Source organism: Pseudomonas sp. CFBP13528 (genome assembly GCF_005233615.1).
In the GTDB taxonomy this organism is placed as follows: domain Bacteria; phylum Pseudomonadota; class Gammaproteobacteria; order Pseudomonadales; family Pseudomonadaceae; genus Aquipseudomonas; species Aquipseudomonas fluorescens_AM.
The window spans coordinates 16,411-39,789 of the sequence record NZ_QGAJ01000013.1; the positions used below are offsets into that span (position 1 = coordinate 16,411).

22 protein-coding genes are annotated in these 23,379 nt (G+C 51.1%); 3 read left to right on the plus strand and 19 right to left on the minus strand.

Annotation, left to right across the window (positions count from 1 at the left end; all coding sequences use genetic code 11):
• Positions 1-15 precede the first annotated feature (15 nt).
• The gene (locus PspCFBP13528_RS20530) at positions 16-183 is read left to right on the plus strand and encodes a DUF2897 family protein (RefSeq protein ID WP_003172675.1); all 168 of its coding nucleotides are present in this window, start codon (positions 16-18) and stop codon (positions 181-183) included.
• Between the two features lie 8 nt (positions 184-191).
• On the opposite strand, the gene PspCFBP13528_RS20535 is transcribed toward PspCFBP13528_RS20530, so the two are convergent.
• The 18 genes from PspCFBP13528_RS20535 to PspCFBP13528_RS20620 all read right to left on the minus strand — a co-directional run bounded on the left by PspCFBP13528_RS20535 (position 192) and on the right by PspCFBP13528_RS20620 (position 18,230).
• Positions 192-1,040 carry a DUF1989 domain-containing protein gene (locus PspCFBP13528_RS20535; protein ID WP_101221227.1) on the minus strand — a complete coding sequence of 283 codons (849 nt, stop codon included), beginning with the start codon at positions 1,038-1,040 and terminating at the stop codon, positions 192-194.
• A gap of 131 nt (positions 1,041-1,171) precedes the next feature.
• On the minus strand, positions 1,172-1,504 hold the full coding sequence (locus tag PspCFBP13528_RS20540; RefSeq protein WP_101221226.1) for a ComEA family DNA-binding protein: 333 nt from the start codon (positions 1,502-1,504) through the stop codon (positions 1,172-1,174).
• Positions 1,505-1,615: 111 nt separating this feature from the next.
• Positions 1,616-3,610, minus strand: a complete 1,995-nt coding sequence (locus PspCFBP13528_RS20545) for a nucleoside-diphosphate sugar epimerase/dehydratase (RefSeq protein ID WP_065950342.1) — start codon at positions 3,608-3,610, stop codon at positions 1,616-1,618.
• Positions 3,611-3,702: 92 nt separating this feature from the next.
• Positions 3,703-4,731, minus strand: coding sequence for a glycosyltransferase family 4 protein (locus tag PspCFBP13528_RS20550; protein ID WP_137201390.1), 1,029 nt, complete (start codon positions 4,729-4,731; stop codon positions 3,703-3,705).
• Positions 4,728-5,687, minus strand: coding sequence for an SDR family oxidoreductase (locus PspCFBP13528_RS20555; protein WP_137201391.1), 960 nt, complete (start codon positions 5,685-5,687; stop codon positions 4,728-4,730). The genes PspCFBP13528_RS20550 and PspCFBP13528_RS20555 overlap by 4 nt, the downstream gene beginning before the upstream one ends.
• Before the next feature lie 14 nt (positions 5,688-5,701).
• The gene (gene wecB, locus PspCFBP13528_RS20560; protein WP_137201392.1) at positions 5,702-6,829 is read right to left on the minus strand and encodes a UDP-N-acetylglucosamine 2-epimerase (non-hydrolyzing); all 1,128 of its coding nucleotides are present in this window, start codon (positions 6,827-6,829) and stop codon (positions 5,702-5,704) included.
• Positions 6,822-7,832, minus strand: a complete 1,011-nt coding sequence (locus PspCFBP13528_RS20565) for a polysaccharide biosynthesis protein (RefSeq protein ID WP_065886424.1) — start codon at positions 7,830-7,832, stop codon at positions 6,822-6,824. The genes wecB and PspCFBP13528_RS20565 overlap by 8 nt, the downstream gene beginning before the upstream one ends.
• Before the next feature lie 16 nt (positions 7,833-7,848).
• Positions 7,849-8,706, minus strand: a complete 858-nt coding sequence (locus PspCFBP13528_RS20570) for an SDR family oxidoreductase (RefSeq protein WP_137201393.1) — start codon at positions 8,704-8,706, stop codon at positions 7,849-7,851.
• A gap of 9 nt (positions 8,707-8,715) precedes the next feature.
• Positions 8,716-9,954 carry a glycosyltransferase family 4 protein gene (locus PspCFBP13528_RS20575; RefSeq protein WP_178084450.1) on the minus strand — a complete coding sequence of 413 codons (1,239 nt, stop codon included), beginning with the start codon at positions 9,952-9,954 and terminating at the stop codon, positions 8,716-8,718.
• A 1-nt stretch (position 9,955) separates the two neighbouring features.
• Positions 9,956-11,167: a glycosyltransferase family 4 protein gene (locus tag PspCFBP13528_RS20580; protein WP_137201394.1), complete on the minus strand. Its 1,212-nt coding sequence runs from the start codon at positions 11,165-11,167 to the stop codon at positions 9,956-9,958.
• A 17-nt stretch (positions 11,168-11,184) separates the two neighbouring features.
• Positions 11,185-12,300: an EpsG family protein gene (locus PspCFBP13528_RS20585; protein ID WP_065950337.1), complete on the minus strand. Its 1,116-nt coding sequence runs from the start codon at positions 12,298-12,300 to the stop codon at positions 11,185-11,187.
• A complete protein-coding gene (locus PspCFBP13528_RS20590; protein ID WP_137201395.1) occupies positions 12,300-13,580 on the minus strand; it encodes an O-antigen translocase in 1,281 nt (426 codons plus the stop codon). Before PspCFBP13528_RS20590 ends, PspCFBP13528_RS20585 begins: the two co-directional genes overlap by 1 nt.
• Positions 13,564-14,709, minus strand: a complete 1,146-nt coding sequence (gene rffA, locus PspCFBP13528_RS20595; protein ID WP_065950335.1) for a dTDP-4-amino-4,6-dideoxygalactose transaminase — start codon at positions 14,707-14,709, stop codon at positions 13,564-13,566. The genes PspCFBP13528_RS20590 and rffA overlap by 17 nt, the downstream gene beginning before the upstream one ends.
• The gene (locus PspCFBP13528_RS20600) at positions 14,693-15,265 is read right to left on the minus strand and encodes an acyltransferase (RefSeq protein ID WP_137201396.1); all 573 of its coding nucleotides are present in this window, start codon (positions 15,263-15,265) and stop codon (positions 14,693-14,695) included. The genes rffA and PspCFBP13528_RS20600 overlap by 17 nt, the downstream gene beginning before the upstream one ends.
• Before the next feature lie 271 nt (positions 15,266-15,536).
• Positions 15,537-16,811, minus strand: coding sequence for a Wzz/FepE/Etk N-terminal domain-containing protein (locus PspCFBP13528_RS20605; protein ID WP_065950333.1), 1,275 nt, complete (start codon positions 16,809-16,811; stop codon positions 15,537-15,539).
• 446 nt (positions 16,812-17,257) lie between these two features.
• Positions 17,258-17,497: a lipopolysaccharide assembly protein LapA domain-containing protein gene (locus tag PspCFBP13528_RS20610; RefSeq protein WP_065950332.1), complete on the minus strand. Its 240-nt coding sequence runs from the start codon at positions 17,495-17,497 to the stop codon at positions 17,258-17,260.
• A 20-nt stretch (positions 17,498-17,517) separates the two neighbouring features.
• Complete coding sequence (gene ihfB, locus PspCFBP13528_RS20615; RefSeq protein ID WP_065886416.1) at positions 17,518-17,814, minus strand: integration host factor subunit beta; 297 nt, start codon at positions 17,812-17,814, stop codon at positions 17,518-17,520.
• Positions 17,815-17,945: 131 nt separating this feature from the next.
• Positions 17,946-18,230 carry a hypothetical protein gene (locus PspCFBP13528_RS20620; protein ID WP_065950331.1) on the minus strand — a complete coding sequence of 95 codons (285 nt, stop codon included), beginning with the start codon at positions 18,228-18,230 and terminating at the stop codon, positions 17,946-17,948.
• Between the two features lie 474 nt (positions 18,231-18,704).
• Here PspCFBP13528_RS20620 and PspCFBP13528_RS20625 point away from each other — a divergent pair, with 474 nt between their 5' ends.
• Positions 18,705-19,952, plus strand: a complete 1,248-nt coding sequence (locus PspCFBP13528_RS20625; RefSeq protein ID WP_137201397.1) for a hypothetical protein — start codon at positions 18,705-18,707, stop codon at positions 19,950-19,952.
• A 39-nt stretch (positions 19,953-19,991) separates the two neighbouring features.
• Entirely contained in the window at positions 19,992-20,999 is a 1,008-nt protein-coding gene (locus PspCFBP13528_RS20630) for a glycosyltransferase family 2 protein (protein ID WP_065950329.1), read from the plus strand.
• A 587-nt stretch (positions 21,000-21,586) separates the two neighbouring features.
• Here PspCFBP13528_RS20630 and rpsA read toward each other — a convergent pair.
• Positions 21,587-23,272, minus strand: coding sequence for a 30S ribosomal protein S1 (gene rpsA / locus PspCFBP13528_RS20640; RefSeq protein ID WP_065950327.1), 1,686 nt, complete (start codon positions 23,270-23,272; stop codon positions 21,587-21,589).
• Between the last annotated feature and the right edge of the window lie 107 nt (positions 23,273-23,379).

Genomic DNA, 23,379 nt, shown 5'->3' on the forward strand with positions numbered 1-23,379 from the left:
CTCAAGGAGAGCCTTATGCCGTGGTATGCGTGGTTGATTATGGTAGTTGCGATCGGATCGATCGTCGGTGGGTTGATGATGCTGCGCGACAGCGCCAACAAAGTGGAACTCACCGACGAACAACGCAAACGCGTGGCCGAGCGCAATGCGCAGGCGGATGCCAAGGATGCCCAGGATCGTTGAGCCTTGGGTTACTCCCAAGCCGCCTTGGCAATCTGCAACCCGTGCTGCCCTTTATAGGCAGCACGCTCGGGCTGGCTCCAGCCTTCAAGCAGCTCTTCCTCCAATTGGTAGATCTCGACGCCCAACGGGCGACACACCGTCAACGGATCCTGCGCATCCGGCCCCCACATCGGCAGCGACAAATCCCCACCCGGACACGTAGACAGCGCGCACAGCACATCAATCTCGGCAAAGAACTCCAGGTAATCGCCCTTCTGCGCAGGACAGGCTTTCATGAAGTACATGTCATCATGATTGAGCCCGGTGCACTGGAAAATATTCAGCACGTCGTGCACATCGAATTCCGTCAGACCGTGGGGCAATACCGCGCGAGTGAGGTTCGAATGGCAATGATGATGAAAGTCCTCACCGGTGAGCATACGGTTCACATACGGATCGCAGCGCGTGCCAAGCAAATCGTGCAGACGCCCGCCGTGTTCATCGATGCCATAGCCTGCCAGGCTGTCATCGGTAATGGTAACCAGGGGCCTCAGAAATGGAAGGTTCGACCACAAACGGTCGTGGGTGCTGACATGTGCGCCTTGGAGTTGCCGGGTGCGGGCTGCCCACAACCGCTCGCGCGGATCATTGGCGTTCCACACGTTGAAATCCCCCACCTGCGGGCCCACCGGAGTGGTTACGCGGAAGACATGCCCGGCAGGGACTTTCCATGCCCTGCCCGTGCGGATCGGTACCTCGAACTGTTCGATCAGGGTGCGCTGGCCCTGCCGATCCCGGATGCGCTCGTAGAACGCCGTATCCACCTGTAATGCCGAGCCTTTACTGACTTGGTAGGCGGCCGGATAGTCTTTATACATGGGGCAATCCTCCATCAAGGGTGACTGTTGAACAATCGATAATCTTGAGGTAACCACATTTCATGCCAGGGCTGGACTAAAAACGCACAGGGTAAAAGGCCGATCAATGATCGGCCTCTGGGCAACGTCGTTTAGTTGATAACCAGCCTGTCGCGGTTCTTCTCCAGCAGGGCCTTGCCAATTCCCTTTACCTCCAGCAACTCATCCACCGCTGTGAAGGGGCCATTGCTTTCGCGAAAAGCAACGATCGCTTTCGCCTTGGCGGCGCCGATACCGAACAAATCGCGGCGCAGGGTTTCAGCATCAGCCGCGTTGAGGTTGACCTTGGCCGATTGCTCGGTTTTGGTCATTTGCGCGGAGATGGCGGTTGGGGCTTCAGGTTTGGCGGATGGGGCTGCGGTGGTGGCGACAGAGAGGCTGGCGAGGAAGGCGAAGACAAGGGAGGAAAGGTAGGTGTTTTGCATTGGTGACGCTCCATGACATCGGTAAGAGAAAAGCAGCTTTTCCGAAGCTGCTTCTCTAACTTAGGCGATGGTTGGAGGGTGTCAAAAGCGCTTGAGTAACAGGGTGTTAACTCACGGTTCCAGGCGACGCTGCTGATAGATCCAGTCGACGATTTCGCCGTCGGGGGCATAGCCGCTGACAGTGTCGCGCAGAAGCTGACGGACACGGGTGTAGTCATCCTCATCAACCGCGGCAAGCAACTCAGAGAGCTTGCCTTTGAGTACGTCCCATGACAGATAATCTTCGTTGGCACTCATGATCATCGGGTGCTGGGTCGCAACAACGTTGTCGCCAATCAGCAACTCTTCGTAAAGCTTTTCGCCGGGACGCAGGCCGGAGAACTCGATGGCGATATCACCATGGGGATTCTTTTCGGAACGAACGCTCAGGCCGGAAAGATGAATCATTTTTTCGGCCAGCTCGACAATCTTCACCGGCTCGCCCATGTCCAGCACAAACACATCACCGCCCAGGCCCATGGAGCCTGCCTGAATCACCAACTGCGCCGCTTCAGGGATTGTCATGAAGTAACGCGTGATCTTGGGATGGGTGACCGTCAATGGGCCGCCAGACTTGATCTGCTTGTGAAAGAGCGGAATCACTGAGCCCGAAGAGCCCAGTACATTGCCAAAACGCACCATCGTGAAACGGGTCTTGTTGACGCGTGAGACATTCGACTTATCACCGAACAGTACAGGAGCCAGCTCACGACTGAGCGCCTGCAAGGTAAGTTCGGCCAAACGCTTGGTACTGCCCATGACATTGGTCGGGCGTACGGCTTTGTCCGTAGAGATCAGAACAAAGTTGGAAACGCCAACTTGAAGTGCGGCCTGGGCCGTATTCAACGTCCCGATTACGTTGTTCAGCACACCTTCTGCGATGTTGTGCTCAACCATCGGTACATGCTTATACGCTGCGGCATGATAAACCGTATCCACGCGCCAGGTTTTCATCACATCCAGCAGCTTGGACTGGTTGCGCACAGAACCGAGGATGGGCAATAACTTGACGGGCAACGACTCACGAACGACGCGTTGCTCAAGTTCCGAAAGGATGCTGTAGAGATTGAACTCACTGTGTTCGAACAACAGCAGCGTCGTCGGACGCAACGCCAGAATCTGCCGGCACAGTTCGGACCCGATCGACCCCCCCGCGCCAGTGACCAGAACGGTCTGGCCCTTGATGCAGTGTTCCAGGAGCTCGCCTTGAGCAGGCACGGTATCGCGACCCAGCAAGTCGGCGATGTCGACTTCCTGGATGTCATCTACCTTGACGCGACCACTGGCCAGGTCCATGAACCCCGGAACGCTTCGCACGTGAAGCGGGAAGCCTTCGAGGAAACCCAGGATTTCACGGCGACGGCCACGGTTGGAGGATGGGATGGCCAACAGAATTTCCTGGGCGCCAGTGGTATCGATCATTCGCTGGATATGCTTGGCCTTGTACACCTGCAGGCCCGAAATGACGCGATCAGTGATGCTTTCATCGTCGTCGATAAACGCGACAGGGCGCATCACCCTGCCCATCCTCAACGCCGCGACCAATTGGTTGCCGGCTGCGCCCGCGCCATAAATAGCAACGCGCGGCAGACCATCTTCCCGGCTAGTGAACGGAACGTGCTGAGCCGCCGTAAACCAGTCCCCCAGGAAGTATTGGCGCATCGCCAGACGCAGGCCGCCCACCATGATCAGGCTGAGCCACCAATAGTTGAAAATAATCGAGCGCGGGACCACATTCTGGTGATTGCTGTACCAATATACGACGACGCCAAGAATCAGCGATGAAAGGCTGACCGCCTTGATAATCGCAATCAGCGCGTCGTTACCGAAATACCGCATCACCGCTCGGTACATACCAAATCGAATGAACAGAGGTATTGCGACGACAGGCGCGGCAATAAACAGCCAAAGGTGAGCGATGATTGGATTAGCCATTTCATCGACGCCCAGACGTACGACGAAAGCCAGCCACAATGCAGCCCAGACCACCATTACATCGGTACTGACCTGAATCAGCCGCTTTTTGCGTCGAGGCAAACCGACTAAGAACGCCCGTAACTTATCCATAACTCCTTCGAACACCTCTGTACATTCCAATGCCTAATGCTGCAAAGCCATCCACGGGCTTTTCAGGACTCGCTGACCGACTACGATAACCTTTACTTCTGCGCGACCATAATCTCGAGCTCGCCGGCATGAAACTTTATCGCCAGCGCGACCAACGGCAGGTAGGCAACAACCAACGCCCATGTGCCATCCCATCCGCTCAAGACTACACCCGCTGCAATAGGTAAAAGCCAGAAAACGTTGATGGCAGCAACTGCCATGGTCACTGGCAAGTGCTTGCCATATTTGCGCGAGGCAAATTGATAAGCATGACTGCGATGCGCTTCGTAAACCTTATCACCCCTTACCAATCGACGAACAAGCGTGCAGGTTGCGTCGACGACGAATACGCCCAGCAAAATCAACCACGCCCAGAAAAAATCCGATTTGACCCAGGCTGCCTGCAGTGAGAAGAACGCCAGGGTAATCCCCAGGAAACCGCTACCGGCATCACCCATGAAAATCTTGGCGGGGGGAAAATTCCAAACCAGAAATGCCCCCACTGCCGCTGCCAGCAATAAAGGCAGCCAGATCATCTGCGGGTGACCGCCCAATACGTAAAGCAAACAGGCGCCCAGGCAGGCGCAAATCGCTTCCACGCTGGCGATACCGTCAATTCCATCCATGAAATTGTAGAGATTGAGCATCCAGACAATATAGACAGCCGCCAGCACATTACCGACAAGCCCCAGATCCAGGGCCCATCCGAATAGGTTCAGCGGGGCCAGTCCGTTGATCCAGAACAACGCCCATGCCGCCGCTGCAAAATGCCCTGCCAAACGCCAGCGAGCTGCAATGTGTCCATGGTCATCCATAAAGCCCAGGACGGCTATTACCACTCCGGCGCCGCCTGCTGCAACGAGCGAAGGCCACGGGACCAGGTCCAACCATCCGACCAGCGGCAGTACCGCAAGAAAGGCCAATACAATGGCTACCCCGCCGCCCCTGGGCGTAGGAACAGAATGTGAACTCCGTGCGTTCGGTATATCAATGATGCTTCGAGATAGCGCATAGTGCCTAAGCACAGCGGTCATGACAAACGAGACAAACGCAACAACCGGAACGATCCACCAATAACTCATGTGTTTTGACTTTCCATATAAGCAGACGCCGTGACCTTGAGCGCCTCATCAACCGACAGCGGAGGCGTCCAGCCTAAAAGGGCACGCGTCTTCCCAATATCGACCTGCAAGGAACCGCACAACCGTTGGGACAGGCTGCGCTTGCCCAGCATGATTGCGGCAGTGCTCAGCAAAGAGGCTGGAACCGGAAGAAGACGCGCGGGTTTGCCCAGCGCAGACGCCATTTTGCGTAATAAAACAGTGGTTGAAAGATCCTCGCCATCACTGACCATGAATACCTGGTTGGCGGCGGCTGGATGAGTGATGCAGGTAATCGAAAGATCAACCAGGTTATCCAGCGCGACCAGACTGCGCGCGTTATGGATGGCGCCGAAAGGCAATGGCACACCTTTGTGCAGCCAACGCATCATGCTCAGGAAGTTGGCCTTTACACCCGGGCCATAAACCAGCACCGGACGGATGATCACCACTTCCATCCCTGTCGTTGCAGCCAATTCCAGCAGACCCTGTTCGGCCTCCATCTTTGATATGCCGTAAGGGTCCGACGGTGCCGGCGGCTGATCGGCGGTATAAGGCGCGCCCGAGACCGTGCCTTCACCGTTGACCTTGATTGAACTGAGGAACACAAAGCGTCGCACACCAGCCTGGGCCGCCTGATGCGCCAGGGCCAGGGTGCCCTGGACATTGACGCGGCGAAAGGCTTCAAGCGGATCGGCCTCGGAATCGTTCATCACATGAACGCGGGCCGCGCAATGAACAACCGCCTCAACCCCCGTCAGAACGCCTGAAAAATCAGCGCTCGACAGGTCGTCGAATTGAACCACTTGATCGGCGCCAGGACAGGAAAAACCGGGGTCTCTGACGGCAACCGTGACGTGAACATCTGTACGAGCGGATAACACTTGGACCAACCGGCTACCAACAAATCCAGATGCCCCAGTCACAAATATGCGCACACCAAACTCCTTGTTTAGGATTTAGACCAAACGGTGCGATTAATGTAATCGGTATAGCTGTGCACAATGCGCACGACTTTTTTGGAGACGGCGCCACCCAAATAATCGCCTACCACCGACATCACTCGTTCACCACGTACATGCTGGCTGGTCACGACCCTGACAGCGTTCAGCACGCGATCAGTCGTCAGGCCACACATGATAAGCGTGCCTTCATCCATGCCTTCAGGCCGCTCGTGAGCGTTGCGAATCGTCACCGCCGGCAGGTTCAACAAAGACGCTTCTTCAGTGATGGTGCCGCTGTCGGACAGAATGCAAAACGCTTCCATCTGCAACTTGATGTAGTCGAGCAGACCGAACGGTTTAACGAAGCGAATCAGTGGATGGTCAAGCGACTCACCCAATGCTTCAAGGCGCTTACGCGTCCTTGGGTGTGTGGAAACAATAATAGGCAGCTTGTACTCGTCAGCCAGTGCCTTCAGCGAGCCAATCAGATCCCGAAGATTATCCGGGGTATCTACGTTCTCTTCACGATGCGTGCTGACAATAAAGAAGCCACCGGAGGTCAGCCCTTCGCGAGCCACTACATCGGACGCTTGGATCTTGGGCATGTAGAAGTCCAGGACTTCTGCCATGTGCGACCCGGTCTTGATGATCGTTTCCGGGCGCACGCCCTCATCCAGCAGATAGCGACGGGCGTGTTCGGTCAGCACCATGTTTATATCGCTGAGGTGGTCGAGAACCTTGCGATTCAACTCCTCGGGGACGCGCTGGTCGAAGCAACGGTTACCCGCTTCCATATGGAAAACAGGGATTTTTCTGCGCTTGGCAGAAATGACAGCCAGACAGGTATTGGTATCCCCGTAGAGCAGCAGTGCATCCGGCTTTTCCGACTCGAACAGCTCATCCGATTTAGCGATAACCTGAGCAATCGTCTGGGCCGCAGTATCACCTACAGCGCCCAGGAAATGGTCGGGCTTACGAATATCCAGGTCATCAAAGAATACCTGGTTAAGCTCATAATCGTAGTTCTGACCGGAATGCACCAGAATATGGTGGGTCTGTTTATCCAGCTCTGCGATCACGCGGCTCATTTTGATGAGTTCCGGCCGAGTGCCCACCAGCGTCATGACTTTAAGCATTGAGTTGCTCCCGAACAAACTCCAACTTCATCAGCAGCGCTTTAACACCCTCAACATCCAGGCGCTCAGTGTTGTGTGATGTATAGTCGTCCAACTCCGAAATATGCGTTTCACCCTCTACGAAATATTTCTCATAGTTCAGATCGCGATTGTCCGCAGGGATCCGGTAGTAACGGCCCATGTCTTCTGCCTTGGCCATTTCCTCGCGAGAAATCAACGACTCGTAAAGCTTCTCGCCGTGACGCGTGCCGATCACCTTGATCGAATTCATGCACTTGAACAGTTCTTTGAGCGCTTGAGCCAAATCTTCGACAGTCGATGCAGGCGCCTTTTGTACGAAAATATCGCCTTGTTCGGCATATTCAAAAGCATGCAAAACCAAATCAACCGAATCTTCCAGGGACATGAGGAAACGGGTCATATTGGGGTCAGTTACCGTCAGTTCGCCGCCCTGCTTCAACTGATTGATGAACAAGGGGATCACCGAACCTCGGGAAGCCATAACGTTGCCATAGCGTGTGGAACAGATGACAGGACCGTTTTGCGGGATCATCCGGGACTTGGCAACGACCAGCTTTTCCGCCATGGCTTTGGAAATGCCCATCGCATTGATTGGGTAGACGGCTTTATCCGTACTCAGAACCACTACGCGTTCTACATTGTTGGCGATCGCCGCGTTCAGCACGTTTTCCGTGCCCATCACGTTGGTTTTGACCGCTTCCATCGGATAGAACTCGCAAGAAGGAACTTGCTTGAGCGCAGCGGCGTGAAAGATGTAATTGACCCCGACCATCGCCTGGGAAATGCTGGCATAGTCACGCACATCGCCGATGTAAAACTTTACCTTGTCGTTACCCAGCGCAATGCGCATGTCTTCCTGTTTCTTTTCGTCACGGCTGAACACACGGATTTCTTTGACATCGGTATCGAGAAATCGCTTGAGCACGGTGTTACCAAAGGAACCGGTACCGCCGGTAATCATCAACACTTTATTATCGAACATCTGTAAAATCTCCTAATTATCGCTGAGCGCGCATAAATTGAATAAGGTCTGGCCAAGCAGGCGGAACGTAGCCCACTGCCTGGCGGAATCGCGTAGAGTCCAGAGACCGATCAATCGCTAGATGATCATCTGGGACAATGTCGATTTTCTTTTCATAAATCTTCGCGATTTCATTCAGCAACGTGAATTTATCGATAGGCTCAGCGGAAACATGATAGAGACCGAACAGCTGCGGATTGGGAATCACGAAATCGGTGATGATGCGAGCAAGTTCTGAGGTCGGTACACCCGAGAATATGGCTTTCGTAAAACCTTTTACGGCACCTTCCTGGGAGAGGAACCAGTCAACTAGAGACGCACTGCTTGCCAGCTCATGGCCGATGATTGAGGTGCGCAAGGTGATGGCGTGAGGTTGGTCTTGAACTTCACCAATAAACTTGGACTTTCCGTACAAGTCGACCGCGTCTGAAATGTCAGATTCCAAATACATTCCCTTCTCGCCAGTGAAGACGCAGTCGGTACTGATATGGACAAGCCGGGCACCGATCAGCGCGCACAACTTCGATAGGCGATGCGGCAGCATCGAGTTGAGCGGCAACGTCGACAGCGGATCCTTGGCCTGGGCTAACTGTTTGATCAAGCCAACGCAGTTGATAACGACGTCCGGACGTGCCTGCTCGAAGACACCGACCAAGGCTTCGTAGTCTAGAACATCAACATCCGAATAGAAGTTCTCTGCGTACTTTTCATCGAAGTACTTACGCCCCCCTTTACCACGCATGGTGCCAAACACACTATGTGAGGTATGGCTGGCGATGTACTTGAAAACAGCACTTCCGAGCATCCCTGTCACACCCAGCACTAAAATTTTCATATTGGATCTCTACGTATTTTTAATTCGATCTTGAATAATTTCGACCAAGCGGCGGCACTGGCTTTTCATTTCGTAATTATCACAGAAAAACCGATACCCTGCGGCCCCGTAGGCGCTTCTTTTTTCGGGCTCGCAGCGATAAATTTGTTCGATATTACTCGCCAGCGCAGCAGCGTCACCTGCGGGAGAGCACAGGCCGGCGCCCGCCAACTGCACGACTCTCGCACCCTCGCCGTCAAGGGCGGCCAAGATGGGCTTGCCTGCTGCCATATAGGCCTGGACTTTGCTGGGAATGGTCAGGGTGAATATTTCGTCCTTTTTGAGCGTCACCAGCAGGGCTTCACTCTTGGCGAATAATTCCGGCATTGATTCAGATGGCAAACGCCCCACCAATTCCAAGTTGTGCAGCGCATGCACACGCTTTTGCTCATTCATCCATTCAAGACGGCTACCACTGCCAACCACCACGATCTTGCAACTAAGGTGAGTCAGGGCTTTTGCCGCATCGACGATAGTTTCCAAAGATTGCGCAAATCCGAGATTGCCAGCAAACACAATGCAAAAATGGGAGGTTAACAACTGATTGATTTCATCAGGTAAAACACTGGCGGCGCCAGCGGGCGGCGCAGGTGACAGCCGATAGGAGTTGGGGTAATAAACGAGCTTGCTTTTCTCCACATACTTTTCGGCAGACGATATAAATGCTTCAGACTGTACCAATACGGTATCTGCCTTGGCATATATGAACCGAACCAGCAAACCCACGGCTTTCAGCGCCCAGTGATTTTTTATAAACCCGGTTGCTTTCAGCGTTTCGGGCCACAAATCCTGCACCCAGACCATCAGGTGCGCATCCGTAGAGCGCTTCAACACAATTGCGGGGATCGCAGCAGTGATGGGAGACACCGCGAACACAATGATCGCGTCGAATTTTTTTCCCGCATTCTGCTTTGGAAAATGCTTGATGCCATTAACTACAAATGACAGGTAGTTAAGGATCAGATTCTTTGCACCGCCTGCATGACGTGGCCTTAAAGGTGCACGGTGAACCTTTATCGAATCCTTGTACATGTGCTCGCTGCAGGAAGCTGCCTGATACCCTTCGTAGGTATCACCGTCCGGATAATTAGGTTGCCCCGTGAACACTTCGACTGTATGGCCAAGCGATGCCAATTCCTCCACGATATCATTAATGATAAAGCTCTCAGGGTAAAAATACTGAGTAACTATTGCAATATTCAGGGGCATGTCAGCTCACACTATCGAATCTGGACTTGAGCGCTTTGGGCCCCAAAAAAATCACAGATTTAATGAATGACAACATCGCGATCCACCGGTTAATTTTAATATCGAAACGGGGGGCGCGATTTGATTTCTCTACAAACTGAGCAGAGGTTTCCAGTATGTCAAAAAGCTTGGCCTTCTTTCTGTGACGGTCGGAAACCTGCATGTACTCGGAAGCGCTCATCGCGTGCAGCATCGCAATGGTATCAAAAATCCCAACCCGGTTGGTGGTGGCGGACTCTTCGTTATAGGAATATCCGGCAACGTCCGAAAACAGACCACACGTGAGCGGGCGCTCAATCGACTCGATGCCAACAACAGAGGGAATGCCAGCTGCCGAGGCCTCGATAATCGTCGTCCCCGACCCTACAAAGCAAAATGCACCATCCAGGATAGAGGGCAGCTCAGCGTAATCTACCTCACCGCAAAAATGCACATAAGCCTCAACGCCGTGCGACTCAGCCAAGGCAATCAGCGCGTTGCGCTCAGGGCCGTCGCCATATATGAAGTACTCAAAATCGGCTAACTTGCGAAGCTCAGCCAGTTGCGAGATGACATGGCGATTGTAGATCTTGAAGTCAACCAAACGACCGACGGAAACTATACGCAAGGATGACTGAAGCGGCTGGCGAGCACTGTAGCTTTCAAAAGAAATGCCCAGCGGTAGAATATCCAGCCCCGACACCTCGGCGCCACTGAATTCTGCAGCCATCTCAGCCGTTCTTTCGTTAGGAAATAACGTGAGCTGGACGTTGCGATCATACAACGCCAACATTTTTTTCCTGAAATAGATATTACGACCGCGCCACCAGGCAATTTCCTTAGAGTGATAAATACCGACACTGACCGATTTGAAATCCAGCTGATCTCTATTTAAACAAACATAGGCCAACGTCAGCACATCTACCACATGAACGATGTCGTACTTTGTGGTATCCGTTTTTGCCGGCAACAGTGCATTGACCCAACTGGAAGCAGACAGAAAAGGAACATGTTCGACAATCGTGACCGACGCGTGCTGGGAGAGTTCGGTAAACAGCCCCTGATCATACTTATCAGACAGTAAAGTCACGCTAACGGAGTGCCCGGCCAGCTTGAGATATTTGGCCAATCTGACCACGTAAGTCTCAACCCCGCCAATAGCGAGTCCTCCCATCACAAACAATATGCTTTTCATACACCCTCAACCACAATCTATAGGAAATCGAAAAACACTTCGGAACCACCTGTCCACCCTGAATTGCTGTTGAGGTTCAGGTACAAGGTTGCAAAGGTATAAGCCGCCACCAGCAAAAAGCCCAATTTCTTGCCACACACATGCACAGCGATCATGGGGATCAGCACGTACTCAAACATTGAAATACTTGCGTAGCCCCGACCCGCCAGGATCGCGAAATCGCCCAGCACAATACGCAAGAAGGCCGCACAATAAAAAATACAGAAAATCAGATTGAAACTCTGGTATCGATGTTCAATCTTCTTCCAACACACCAGGCCTGCGATGATCACCAGCAAATTCTTGATATTCACCATGTCAAAAAGCGGCAAGGCATAACTGTACATGTCGGCGTTGAGATACAATTCGATTTTATCCCCCACAAAACCGAAAATTGCCATTTGACGCAGCACAGATTTAAAGTCGATGGTTGCGGAGATAAAGATCAGAACGGCACTGACGAGAAGGTACAAACTGCGCTTGGGCCGAAAAAGATACAACCCCACTGGCACAATAAAAAATACCGATGACACATGAACCAATGTCGCGGCAACGATCAGCGCCGTCATCATTTTATACTTTCGCTGATCCAGATAGGCCGCAGCGAGGAATAGCAACCCGGATGCCAACCCCAAGCGTATTGCATTGAGTTCTTTGGCCAGGTAAAAATGCGTAAAGTAAACCAGCACCGCCAATGCAAAGTAAGGAGAAAAATACCTTATGCTGCGAATATTTAACGTCACCGCAACTAACGAACTAAAGCCGAATAAAACGGCCGCATTCTTTCCGAGTGCTGCCAATACCGACAGGAACATGAAAAAACCGAACTCGACATTGAATGTCGCGTAGCTGTAATCGCAATAGACGTTCTGGCAATCCAATACCGACGGTATCTGATAGAGCATCTCGAGATAAGCGGCATCATCGCTGCCAACTCCCACTGCCCTGAACGTAGCCAGGAAAACTAGCGGAACAGCCATCAGCACAGACACAACAATCGCTGGTAGTTTCCTATCACTTAAGGTATCAAATGCAGCCACCAGCACCAAAAAGCCATAGGCCAGGTACAACGGGAGAGTGAATTCCAGTTCCATTATCTACGCGCCCAGCAGGCAAAACCGATGACACACATGACAAAAAATACGATGTAAGCGATCATATAAGAATACATGACACCGTAAATACCGCCGATACTTTTTCCCAGCGAAAAAGTGAGCCCGACAAACAGCAGCGCTTGAATAACTTCAGACAGTATATACAATTTGGTCGCAGCCTTGGCCACTGCCACGAACCCGATCACGTAAGCGGAAACTTTGAAAAAATCGCCCACCAGCTGAAAAATTATATAATTCTCCAGTTCATTAAATTCGGAAGACAGCAGCAGCGGGATGAAGAAGTGCCGACCAAAATAAAGCACACTTCCGCCGATAAGGAACCCGCCCATCACCAGCAACATGAACTTGATGACCTGACGTGTTATTGCCTTCTTCTCTCGCGTTGCCGAAATAAGTGGCATATAGTAAGACGCCAGGAAGACGCTAAAAAATCCAATATAAGCGCTTGAGAGTTTTATACTCCCCTGCCATATACCTGCCTCACTGTACCCCACCTGCGTTATCAGCGACTCCCTGATAACTATTTCCACCACAGGAAACATGACCGCACTGACCAGTAACATCAAACCGAATCTGGCAAAACCCTTCCCAATGCCAACATCAAATTTTCGCCACTTGATCATTCTGAACAGCGGCATGCCTTTAACAAAAAACAACGAAACAATAATCGGCATGACAAAGATCGCAAGCATGGCAATCGCCGCACCTGGCATTTTATAGCTTGAAATCAAAAACCATATTAATGGCAGTGCCAGGATATTTGAAACAACCTGCACCACCGCATTCACCTTCAGTTTACCGAGCCCATTGAAGAAACCGGAAAACAGAATATTGAACGCGAACGCAACCTGGGCGACAGCAAGGCACAGGATCACCCAGTAAAAGCGAGGCTCTCCAAACACCAGGACCGATATCTTCTCAGCAAATGAAAACAAGGCCACCAAGACAAGCATGGAGGCCCCCAACGCATAGAACACCGAGGTGGAAAACAGCCTGTACAGACTAAACTTACTGTCCTTGAACTCGGCTACATATTTGATGACACCGTGCCCCAATCCCCCCCCCGCCAACAAGACCGCGATGGAGACCAGGCTCATAAAGTGCCCCAATTTCCCGAGGCCATCTGCACCCAAATACAAAGCAATCAGCTTAAGAATGCAGAACCCTACCAGGATTTTTGATGCTTGAGCGGCGCTCGTGAAAAAAGCGCCCGCCAGCAGTCCCGCCCTTTTCTCTTTTAATTTACCGACCGGCGGCATTAACTGCACCTATCACAGAATCAATGACGTGCTGAATTTCAACGTCTGACATTCCGTACCAGACCGGTAGACGAAGAAGACGCTCACTTTCCTTAGTGGTAAAGACATCTTCGCCGTTAAAACGTCCCAACAGAATTCCCGCCGGAGCGCTGTGCAGAGGCACATAATGAAAAACGCCGCCCACGCCGGAGGCATTCAGATGTTTAAGCACTGCCGTGCGGGCGACAATATCTTTAACCTTGATATAAAACATGTGCGCGTTGGCTACACAGCCCTCTGGAACTGACGGCGTTTCGATCAGACCGGCACCGACCAGATCTTTAAACGCGGCATTGTAGCGATTCCAGATTTTGCAGCGGAATTCGTTAATCACCTCCGCCCGTTCTAATTGACCGAACAGATAGGCTGCCTGAAGTTCACCAGGCAGGTAGCTGCTGCCAATATCCACCCAGGTGTACTTATCAATCATCCCTCTGAAAAACTGGCTACGGTTAGTGCCTTTTTCACGGATAATTTCAGCGCGCCCAATAAAACGCTCGTCATTAATGAGCAGCAAACCACCCTCACCGCCACTGGTGTAGTTTTTTGTTTCATGAAAACTGTAGGCAGCTAAATGACCAATAGTGCCCAACTTACGTCCTTTATAGGTGGACATCATGCCCTGTGCTGCGTCTTCGACAACAAACAACTTGTGTCGCTGCGCAATGTCCATGATGGTGTCCATTTCACACGCCACGCCTGCGTAATGGACCGGCACTATGACCTTGGTTTTTTCAGTAATGGCCGCTTCAATCAGGGTTTCATCAATATTCATCGTGTCCGGACGAATATCGACAAATACGATTTTTGCCCCGCGAAGTACAAAGGCATTGGCTGTACTTACGAAGGTGTAGCTGGGCATGATCACTTCATCGCCCGGCTGTATATCGACCAATATTGCCGCCATCTCAAGCGCCTGGGTGCAAGAGGGCGTCAATAATGCCTTTTGGCACGAAAACGTTTCTTCGAACCAGCGCTGGCAATTTATCGTGAAGTCTCCATCTCCGGACATCTTCGCGCTGCGCATGGCGCGGGTTACATATTGATCCTCATTACCGGTATAAGGCGGCTTATTAAAGGGAACTTTCATCGAACTCACCATAAAATTCTTTTTCTAGTTGAAGTAAATCTTTCTTACGTTCTTTGACACGTTTTGCGGGTATGCCTGCATAGACACCCCAGGCGTCAGTAGATTTGGTAACAAGCGCCATCGCGCCTACGGCGCATCCTTCAGCCAGTATCACACCTGGAAAAATGACAGCGCCAGCGCCTACTATTACGTGCCTGTGCACGTGTACCGCAGAAAACAACTCGTTCTTGAATTTTTTTGGAATTAAAGAGTTCGTTAACGTTTCGCCGCTGTAATCATCCGACTGGGAGAATATCTTGACGCCGTACGCCAACGTACAAAAATCCTCAAATACGATACCCGGCGTCCCACCAGCGATAAGGCACATAGGTGTTATATGATTGAAGCGACCGAATGTAATCTTGCCTGAAATGACGCAAAAATCATCAATTCGCGAAAAATCGCCAATCTCAATTTGATCAGCATTATAAATGCTGGCTCGATCACTGATTTTCACATCTTTGCCAAGCTGTTTAAAACCGAGCTGAGCCAGCTGCTCGTTTGATAAATACGCCATAATCTCTCCACAGCTAGCCAATACTGTCAGCAACCTAACGCACGGTTCTGCAGCTGGACGCTGCTGACAGGCGCATCAAAATGTATCAGCAATTTTAAACTTGTTTTTCCTGGCGTAATAGCATAATCGCCTACAGCCACCCAACAAATCAGGCCAATCTCAGGCCCGGGCACAGACAATGGGCTACTGGCCATCACTTAACACGACAGTGGAGCGCATTCTTGCAGGCGCTTGCTAGCGCAGGTAGCAAGATGTACTCCAGCGGCCGCCTCTACGCCAGCCTCTTGGAGCGAAAAACGCTGGAGAACAACGCGAAGGCTATACCGAGAACCAAACCAGCAATAATACCACCCATGATGATCAGCAGCTTCTTGGGCTTTACTGCGCTCAACGGCTCCATAGCGGCTCGATCAATGGCCACTAACTTTATGCGACTCATATCGATATTCAAATTGCGCAAACGCGCCATTTCCGCCCTCAGCGGCTCCACCCCGGCTAGAAAAATGTCTTCGTTTTCTCGGCGATTGAGTACTTCAACTTGACGATTGGATTGAAGCAGCTGCAGTTCTTTGGCGATTTGGGCAATACGCGCCTCAGCGAAGTCGTCCGAGTTTCGTTGATTGAGTGCTCGCTTTTCGGCCTCGAGCGCCTCTACCCCCATGAAATAAAGAGGTATCTGCTGGTTGTTCACTTCCGTACGCATCACGCTGTTTGAGCTTGCGCGTTCAGCGTCTCCCAACGAAGAAGGCGTCGTCGGTTTGTTAATGCCCAGTGATTTAGCGATGCCGATAGCCTCAGCCAATTGCGACATGCGATCGGTACGCAACGTTTTCAACTGGGCACGCAGCGCCTTCAATTCGTCCAACAGCTGTGCGCGCTTCAGATTGTCGGCCTCGAGCAATGAAGCTATCTTCGCTTCCTTGTCGGTTTCATAACTTGCTCGCGCAGCGTTAAACTTACCCGTAATTTCGTTAATTCGGTTCTTGACAATAACATCCATATCGGCCGCTATCTGCTTGCGCTCGCTGGCAATCGCATACTGAACGAAATCGTTCAGAATCTTTACACCATCGACGCCCTGCGGGTAATTCATTTCGAGTTTGATATAGGCACTCAGTGACTCAGCTTTCTTCAAGTCAGGCACTATCAAACTGATCGAATTACGATTGAACTCTTCAAAACTCTGCTCAAGGGTACGCCCTGGACGCTCAAACTCGCTAAAGAGCTGCTGATTGGCTCTGAAAAAATTCAATCGGGTTTCATAAGATTCAAGGGAAGCTCCAACTTTCAGAAGCGCTTCACTCGGTGGCAACTTATAAACTTCCGAACGATTTAAGGCGTCCAACTCATTGATCGCGGCAGGCCTTAGTACACTGCTCACCTGATATTCAGGAGTCGCCAGGAATGCATACGCCGCTGCGAGCAGCGCCACGCCAGCAGTGGTGATCAGGACTATTTTTTTCTGACGCCAGACGATTTGAGATAACGCAAAGAGGTCGACTTCACCCGTCGAGGGCACAGGGGGGGCGCGGAAGCTACTACTCACAACAAAAACCTGCCTTCAATGAGAAACTGCGGGCTCGTTATGCAGACTATCTTGCGTGATTTTTCCATCAACCGCCCAACGAAGCCCAGCTTCGCTGCCTGGCCTTGAGCGCACAAAATGACTGTTCTCGAGAATATGTTGCATTTTGCCATCTCTTCGCTACATTGCAAGACTTGACAAGTCAATGAGACGCTTCCCGCCTACGCGTAGGATACTTCCGCAGAGCTAGCAATGCGCAGCCATTCCCCCTTAAACACTGTCATTATCATTAATTAAAAATAGATTCGACCCGTAGCTGCTGCCAGAAAAAGCTGCGGTTTTAAATCCTGATATTCATTTATAGGATGTAGATCAGCGTATTCGACGCGAAAAACGATCAGATTGATCCGACAAACGGCACCCCTCGTCACCGGCAATCTTGTCCACCTGAACGACCTGGATCCAGGTCACGCTGCAGGTATCTTTCCTCGGCTCTGCCTAGGCTTGAAAAGCAGGAACAGCACTGGGCCCAGTAGCATTCCGATTATCAGTGCCAACGTAACGAATACTGAAACAGGCAGTGTGGCGGAGGACCACCCCAAGAACGAAAGCGAGGCTGACTGTTGGTTCTCAAGCACGAAGCCTACAATTGCGAGAGCAACGATTGAAGCAATGATGACAGTAAAAATACGCTTGAACTGACGCATAACATACTCCTGGCAAACAATCAGATGCCCTCTTCCTCATCTTCATTTACCCGATCGCGTAACTCTTTACCGGGTTTGAAATGAGGTACGAACTTCCCATCGAGACTGACGGACTGGCCAGTCTTGGGGTTACGCCCTACTCGCGGTGCACGGTAATGCAGCGAAAAGCTACCGAAGCCGCGGATTTCTATACGATCTCCGGTGGCCAGGCATTGGGACATTTGCTCAAGCATAGTCTTGATAGCCAACTCGACATCCTTGGATGAGAGCAGCCCTTGATGGGTGACAATTCGTTCGATCAACTCCGACTTCGTCATATTTTTCCCTTCTTTTTCAAGCAGCTAGGAAAATCGCTTCGAAGGTTTTAGCATGACCTGAGGATTTTGAACAGCCCATGTACTAACTTATCTGCGCGCCTACTCCAAGACAGCCGTAAACACCCAAATCATCAATTACAGATCACCAACATCGTGCGCGTAAGCGCGCCAGCCGGGTTCCAGCCGAACGGATAGTCTTCGGCGTCATCCTTGGCTTCACTGGACCGGGCGATGACCTTGTAACCCCGCGCTTTGCACTCACGCATCGCACGCGCATCGCACTTCTCCCATTTATTTCCCAGACCCGAGCAGTCGATCTCAATACCGCTGCCGCCCCGCGTTGCATGAGTCTTGGCGCTGGTAGCGGAGCAGCCTGCAAGCGTCAGCACTGCCAGCACTATGATAAACCTGTTCATTCATCCCCTTATTGAATCAGCAATGTGGAGCAATCAAGACTATAGCCACTTGTGACCTTGAGACGTACGCGTTAGTTCTTGGTTTTTGATTCACTTGATTTCAGAACCGGCAGCAAGCAGCCTTTCAATGGTCGCCCTCTCTACATCATTCAACCACGTCTCGAAACGCCCGTTCCGCAAAGGGGCATGCGCCCTTCGCGACTACATGCCCCGATGGCCAGATCAAGCCCACCTCCGGATGACTCTCCAGACAGCTGTAAGCCACGTCACTTGCGAATCGAGACCGCCCATGCATGCACGGACATCCCGTAACCTTCGAAAGCCGAGCGCGGTGACGGCGCTGACGCTATCGGGGCGCAAGCCCATACGATGAGAAGCCTGCAAAAAGCGCATCATCATCGCTCAGCAGGTATAATTACCTTAAGTTAATCCGGTCCGCATGTTCACAACGAAAGCCAAAGGGATGCAGCAGCAATGACGTTATTTAAACCTGCTAAACCAATTAAAAAAAATAGCAGGGTGCACACTAGCACGATAGCCGACACACCTCAGTCAAAGCGCCTTACGAACTTAGTGGCCTATGGGATACTTCTGGGAATTTGCATTATTCTATTTGAGCCTCTTATCAGCACTCTCTCTACAAACGCGTTCGACTATGTCACTCACTTAAAGTGGGCAAGCGACATGGAGAATGGTCAGAAATTAATATTGCCTCACCCGCTGTATCACGTGCTCACCATACTTTCCAAAAAAGCACTCGCCATCAGTTACCCCCAGGCGTCAACACTGGTCATAGTGCTTTCAATCTTCTTCCTTGCTATTTTAAATTACAACATTTTGAAAGCTCACACGTCCGCGTTGATCGCTGTATTTTTCTCAGTCTGCTTGCTTGTCATAACGCCCTTACAACTCTTCTTCGCTATTGATCAGCACCTTTACTTCGGCTACATAGGAATAAGCATTTATCACAGCCCTACCATGCTGCTGCTGAAGCCTCTATCCCTCCTGGCGTTCTGCTATGCACTCAAGTCTGTAGACAGCCCGCAGCACAACAATCTCTCCAACGGACTCGCACTCGCGTTCGCTTTGTTCCTCAGTGGGATTTCAAAGCCTAATTTCTTGATGATCGTGCTCCCCGCCTTTGTGCTTTTCCTGCTGATCAGCCACCGGCTCAAATCAGCACTCATGAACAAGTATATCTATCTCGCATTTTTTCTCCCCATCATCGCTTTGCTAGGCCTGCAGTTTTTTCAAACGTTTTTCTTCCAAGACCTTTCACAAGCCACCGGCGCTACTGAAAGCCATATTGTTGTTCTACCCTTTGAGACCATGGCTCATTATTCAGACTTTCTATTTCCGAAGCTGATTTTATCGATAGCGTTCCCGCTGCTGGCCTTTTTATGCTACCCGAGAGATTTCATACAAGACAAAGCTGTCGTTTTTTCCTGCTGCTGCCTTTTGATGGGCTTGGTACTGACCTACTTCTTCGCAGAAAGCGGATCGAGAATGTACGATGGAAACTTCTGGTGGAGCGGACAAATGGGGCTCTATCTGGTCTTCCTGTTCTCTGTCGCATTTCTAGTTAAAAACAGACATCACCTGACGATTCGCACCGTAGACAAAGTAAAGTATTCACTCTGTCTGATGTTGTTTTTCTTACACGCGCTTTTTGGAATATTCTTTTATAAACAAGAGCTTTTTTTCAATGCGAAATTTTGGTAACAATTCGTCTATCCCACACACCAACAAGATAAAAATATTATGCCAGCAAAATTGACATCACCTCATATCTCGGTGATCGTTCCAGTTTACAAAGCCGAAAACTCACTTGAGGAGCTTTACTCACGCCTGAAATCCGCCCTCGAGGAAATCTCATCCGATTTCGAAATCGTATTGATAGAAGACTGCGGGGGCGATCGCTCGTGGCAAATTATAGAGCGCCTCGCCGAGGCGGACCCAAGAGTACGTGGCATCCAGTTGAGTCGAAACTTTGGCCAGCACTATGGAATCACCGCAGGCTTGGATGCTTGCCGAGGCCAATGGGTCGTTGTGATGGATTGCGACCTTCAGGATCGCCCTGAAGAGATTCCTCGCCTCTATGCCAAGGCGCAAGAGGGTTACGATATCGTTTTAGCCTTGAGAGGAAAACGAAGTGATCCGCTACTTAAGAGAGCAACCTCTTGGCTGTTCTACAAGACGTTCAGCTATTTAGCCGACTTTGAATATAATGGCGACAGCGGAAACTTTCGTATTATTTCGCGAAAAGTAGTCGATAACCTCTGCCAAATGCGCGAGCAACTTCGCTTTTTTGGTGCACTCGTTCATTGGACAGGTTTCTCAAGCACAGGGATTGAAATCTCGCACGCAGAACGCCTGGATGGAAAAAGCACCTATACGTTTTCAAAGCTCTGGAACCTGGCGATGGAGACAATAATTGCCTATTCAGACAAACCACTTCGGCTTGCAGTGAAGTTAGGTTTCACCATGGCAGCACTGGCGTTTATCTTTGGGGCGTACCTCATGTTCACCACGATGCTACACGGAGCCGTGGTACAGGGCTGGACCAGCCTCATGGTTTCTACATTCTTTATTGGTGGCATCGTCATTTCAATCCAGGGCATTGTTGGCATATACGTCGGCAAAACATTTGACCAGACCAAGAACCGCCCCCTGTATATTGTAGGACGGAAAACCTACGATTTATCTGATGACACAGTTGGCACACACACGCAAACCTCTCGATCTACCTTGCGCTTCGAAAAAGAATGAAGGCCAGAATGAGTTTTTTTGCCTCACCCGCTTTTTTACAACTGATACGTTATGGGATTGTCGGCCTGACTAATAATGCCCTGCTTTACGCGGGCTACTTATTGCTCGTGTATTGCGGAAGCGGTGAAAAGCTGGCGATGACGTTAATTTATATAATAGGTGTTCTCACCAGTTATACATTCAATTACAAGTGGACGTTTTCTCAGAAAAAGAATCGAGGTGCCTTGATACGATACATCCAGATGCACTTAACCGGGTACCTCATAAACTTTTTGCTTCTGTATATCCTTGTCGACAAGTTACTTTACCCTCATCAACTTGTTCAAATCTTCGCAATCATAGTTGTCGCGTTTTTTGGGTTTTTCACATGCAAGTATTTCGTTTTTCGTGACAAATCGGCTCGCGAATAAGCCTATCTTTCACGTACGGGTGCTAGTGCCACTCACTGAAGCGCAGCCGCTATGAGTCAGACGTTATTTCGGCCGTGACTTGCGCCACTGGATTACGAGCTGCCAGTCTCATCAGGCTGAACCAACAGGCACAAAAAAGGGCGACCGAAGTCGCCCTTTTTTACAGCCTTACAGAACTTAGTTCTGCTTAGCCATTGCTTCGCGCAGCAGGGAGGCCATGGTGGTCTCGCCAGTTGCAGCTTCCGGAGCGGATTTCAGGCTCTGGATAGCTTCTTTCTCTTCCACTTCATCTTTCGACTTGATGGAGAGTTGGATTACGCGGCTCTTGCGGTCAACGCTGATGATCTTGGCTTCTACTTCCTGGCCTTCCTTCAGAACGTTGCGCGCGTCTTCAACGCGGTCACGGCTGATTTCGGAGGCTTTCAGAGTCGCTTCGATATCGTCGGCCAGAGTGATGATGGCGCCTTTGGCGTCAACTTCTTTCACTGTACCTTTAACGATGGCGCCTTTGTCGTTCTCTTGTACGTACTCGGAGAACGGATCGCTTTCCAGTTGCTTGATGCCCAGGGAGATGCGCTCGCGCTCTGGGTCAACCGACAGGATAACGGTGTCCAGCTCGTCGCCCTTCTTGAAACGACGAACAGCTTCTTCGCCAACTTCGTTCCAGGAGATGTCGGACAGGTGAACCAGGCCGTCGATGCCGCCGTCCAGACCAATGAAGATACCGAAATCGGTGATCGACTTGATGGTGCCGGAGATTTTATCGCCCTTGTTGAACTGGCCAGAGAAATCTTCCCATGGGTTAGATTTGCACTGCTTGATGCCCAGGGAGATACGACGACGCTCTTCGTCGATGTCCAGAACCATAACTTCCACTTCGTCGCCGACTTGTACGACTTTCGAAGGGTGGATGTTCTTGTTGGTCCAGTCCATTTCGGAAACGTGTACCAGGCCTTCAACGCCTTCTTCCAGCTCAGCGAAGCAGCCGTAGTCGGTCAGGTTGGTAACACGCGCGGTCACGCGAGTGCTTTCTGGGTAACGGGCTTTGATAGCGACCCATGGATCTTCACCCAGTTGCTTCAGGCCCAGGGAAACACGGTTGCGCTCGCGATCGTATTTCAGAACCTTGACATCGATCTCGTCGCCAACGTTGACGATTTCCGAAGGATGCTTGATACGCTTCCAAGCCATGTCGGTAATGTGCAGCAAGCCATCGACGCCACCCAGATCGACGAATGCGCCGTAATCGGTGAGGTTCTTGACGATACCTTTGACTTGTTGGCCTTCCTGCAGGGATTCCAGCAGAGCTTCACGCTCGGCGGAGTTCTCTGCTTCCAGGACGCTGCGACGGGAAACGACAACGTTGTTGCGTTTCTGGTCGAGCTTGATGACCTTGAATTCGAGTTCTTTGCCTTCCAGGTGCGTGGTGTCGCGCACAGGACGAACGTCGACCAAAGAACCTGGCAGGAACGCACGGATGCCGTTAACGTCGACAGTGAAGCCGCCTTTAACCTTACCGTTGATAACGCCCTTGACCACTTCTTCAGCTGCGAAGGCTGCTTCGAGAACAATCCAGCATTCAGCGCGCTTGGCTTTTTCACGGGACAGCTTGGTTTCACCGAAACCGTCTTCAACCGAGTCCAGAGCAACGTGAACTTCGTCACCGACATTGATTGTCAGATCACCAGCATCGTTGTAGAACTGTTCCAGCGGGATCAGAGCTTCAGACTTCAGACCAGCGTGAACGGTTACCCAGCGAGCTTGGTAATCGATATCAACGATAACACCGGTGATGATGGAGCCTGCCTGAAGGTTCAGGGTTTTTAGGCTTTCTTCAAAGAGTTCCGCAAAGCTTTCGCTCATTTTAATTCCTGTTGATAAGGGCGAAGAATACGCCCATCTCCACACCCCAGACGGTATGGGTCAGTTTCAATTAGAAGAAGCACCACAGGACTATGACTGGTCCCCTG

Bases quoted from the DNA above. Each gene is read 5' to 3' on its own strand.
- PspCFBP13528_RS20530 (WP_003172675.1), top strand. From the start codon at position 16: ATGCCGTGGTATGCGTGGTTGATTATGGTAGTTGCGATCGGATCGATC.
- PspCFBP13528_RS20535 (WP_101221227.1), bottom strand. From the start codon at position 1,040: ATGTATAAAGACTATCCGGCCGCCTACCAAGTCAGTAAAGGCTCGGCA.
- PspCFBP13528_RS20540 (WP_101221226.1), bottom strand. From the start codon at position 1,504: ATGCAAAACACCTACCTTTCCTCCCTTGTCTTCGCCTTCCTCGCCAGC.
- PspCFBP13528_RS20545 (WP_065950342.1), bottom strand. From the start codon at position 3,610: ATGGATAAGTTACGGGCGTTCTTAGTCGGTTTGCCTCGACGCAAAAAG.
- PspCFBP13528_RS20550 (WP_137201390.1), bottom strand. From the start codon at position 4,731: ATGAGTTATTGGTGGATCGTTCCGGTTGTTGCGTTTGTCTCGTTTGTC.
- wecB (WP_137201392.1), bottom strand. From the start codon at position 6,829: ATGCTTAAAGTCATGACGCTGGTGGGCACTCGGCCGGAACTCATCAAA.
- PspCFBP13528_RS20565 (WP_065886424.1), bottom strand. From the start codon at position 7,832: ATGTTCGATAATAAAGTGTTGATGATTACCGGCGGTACCGGTTCCTTT.
- PspCFBP13528_RS20570 (WP_137201393.1), bottom strand. From the start codon at position 8,706: ATGAAAATTTTAGTGCTGGGTGTGACAGGGATGCTCGGAAGTGCTGTT.
- PspCFBP13528_RS20575 (WP_178084450.1), bottom strand. From the start codon at position 9,954: ATGCCCCTGAATATTGCAATAGTTACTCAGTATTTTTACCCTGAGAGC.
- PspCFBP13528_RS20580 (WP_137201394.1), bottom strand. From the start codon at position 11,167: ATGAAAAGCATATTGTTTGTGATGGGAGGACTCGCTATTGGCGGGGTT.
- PspCFBP13528_RS20585 (WP_065950337.1), bottom strand. From the start codon at position 12,300: ATGGAACTGGAATTCACTCTCCCGTTGTACCTGGCCTATGGCTTTTTG.
- PspCFBP13528_RS20590 (WP_137201395.1), bottom strand. From the start codon at position 13,580: ATGCCGCCGGTCGGTAAATTAAAAGAGAAAAGGGCGGGACTGCTGGCG.
- rffA (WP_065950335.1), bottom strand. From the start codon at position 14,709: ATGAAAGTTCCCTTTAATAAGCCGCCTTATACCGGTAATGAGGATCAA.
- PspCFBP13528_RS20600 (WP_137201396.1), bottom strand. From the start codon at position 15,265: ATGGCGTATTTATCAAACGAGCAGCTGGCTCAGCTCGGTTTTAAACAG.
- PspCFBP13528_RS20610 (WP_065950332.1), bottom strand. From the start codon at position 17,497: ATGCGTCAGTTCAAGCGTATTTTTACTGTCATCATTGCTTCAATCGTT.
- ihfB (WP_065886416.1), bottom strand. From the start codon at position 17,814: ATGACGAAGTCGGAGTTGATCGAACGAATTGTCACCCATCAAGGGCTG.
- PspCFBP13528_RS20620 (WP_065950331.1), bottom strand. From the start codon at position 18,230: ATGAACAGGTTTATCATAGTGCTGGCAGTGCTGACGCTTGCAGGCTGC.
- PspCFBP13528_RS20625 (WP_137201397.1), top strand. From the start codon at position 18,705: ATGACGTTATTTAAACCTGCTAAACCAATTAAAAAAAATAGCAGGGTG.
- PspCFBP13528_RS20630 (WP_065950329.1), top strand. From the start codon at position 19,992: ATGCCAGCAAAATTGACATCACCTCATATCTCGGTGATCGTTCCAGTT.
- rpsA (WP_065950327.1), bottom strand. From the start codon at position 23,272: ATGAGCGAAAGCTTTGCGGAACTCTTTGAAGAAAGCCTAAAAACCCTG.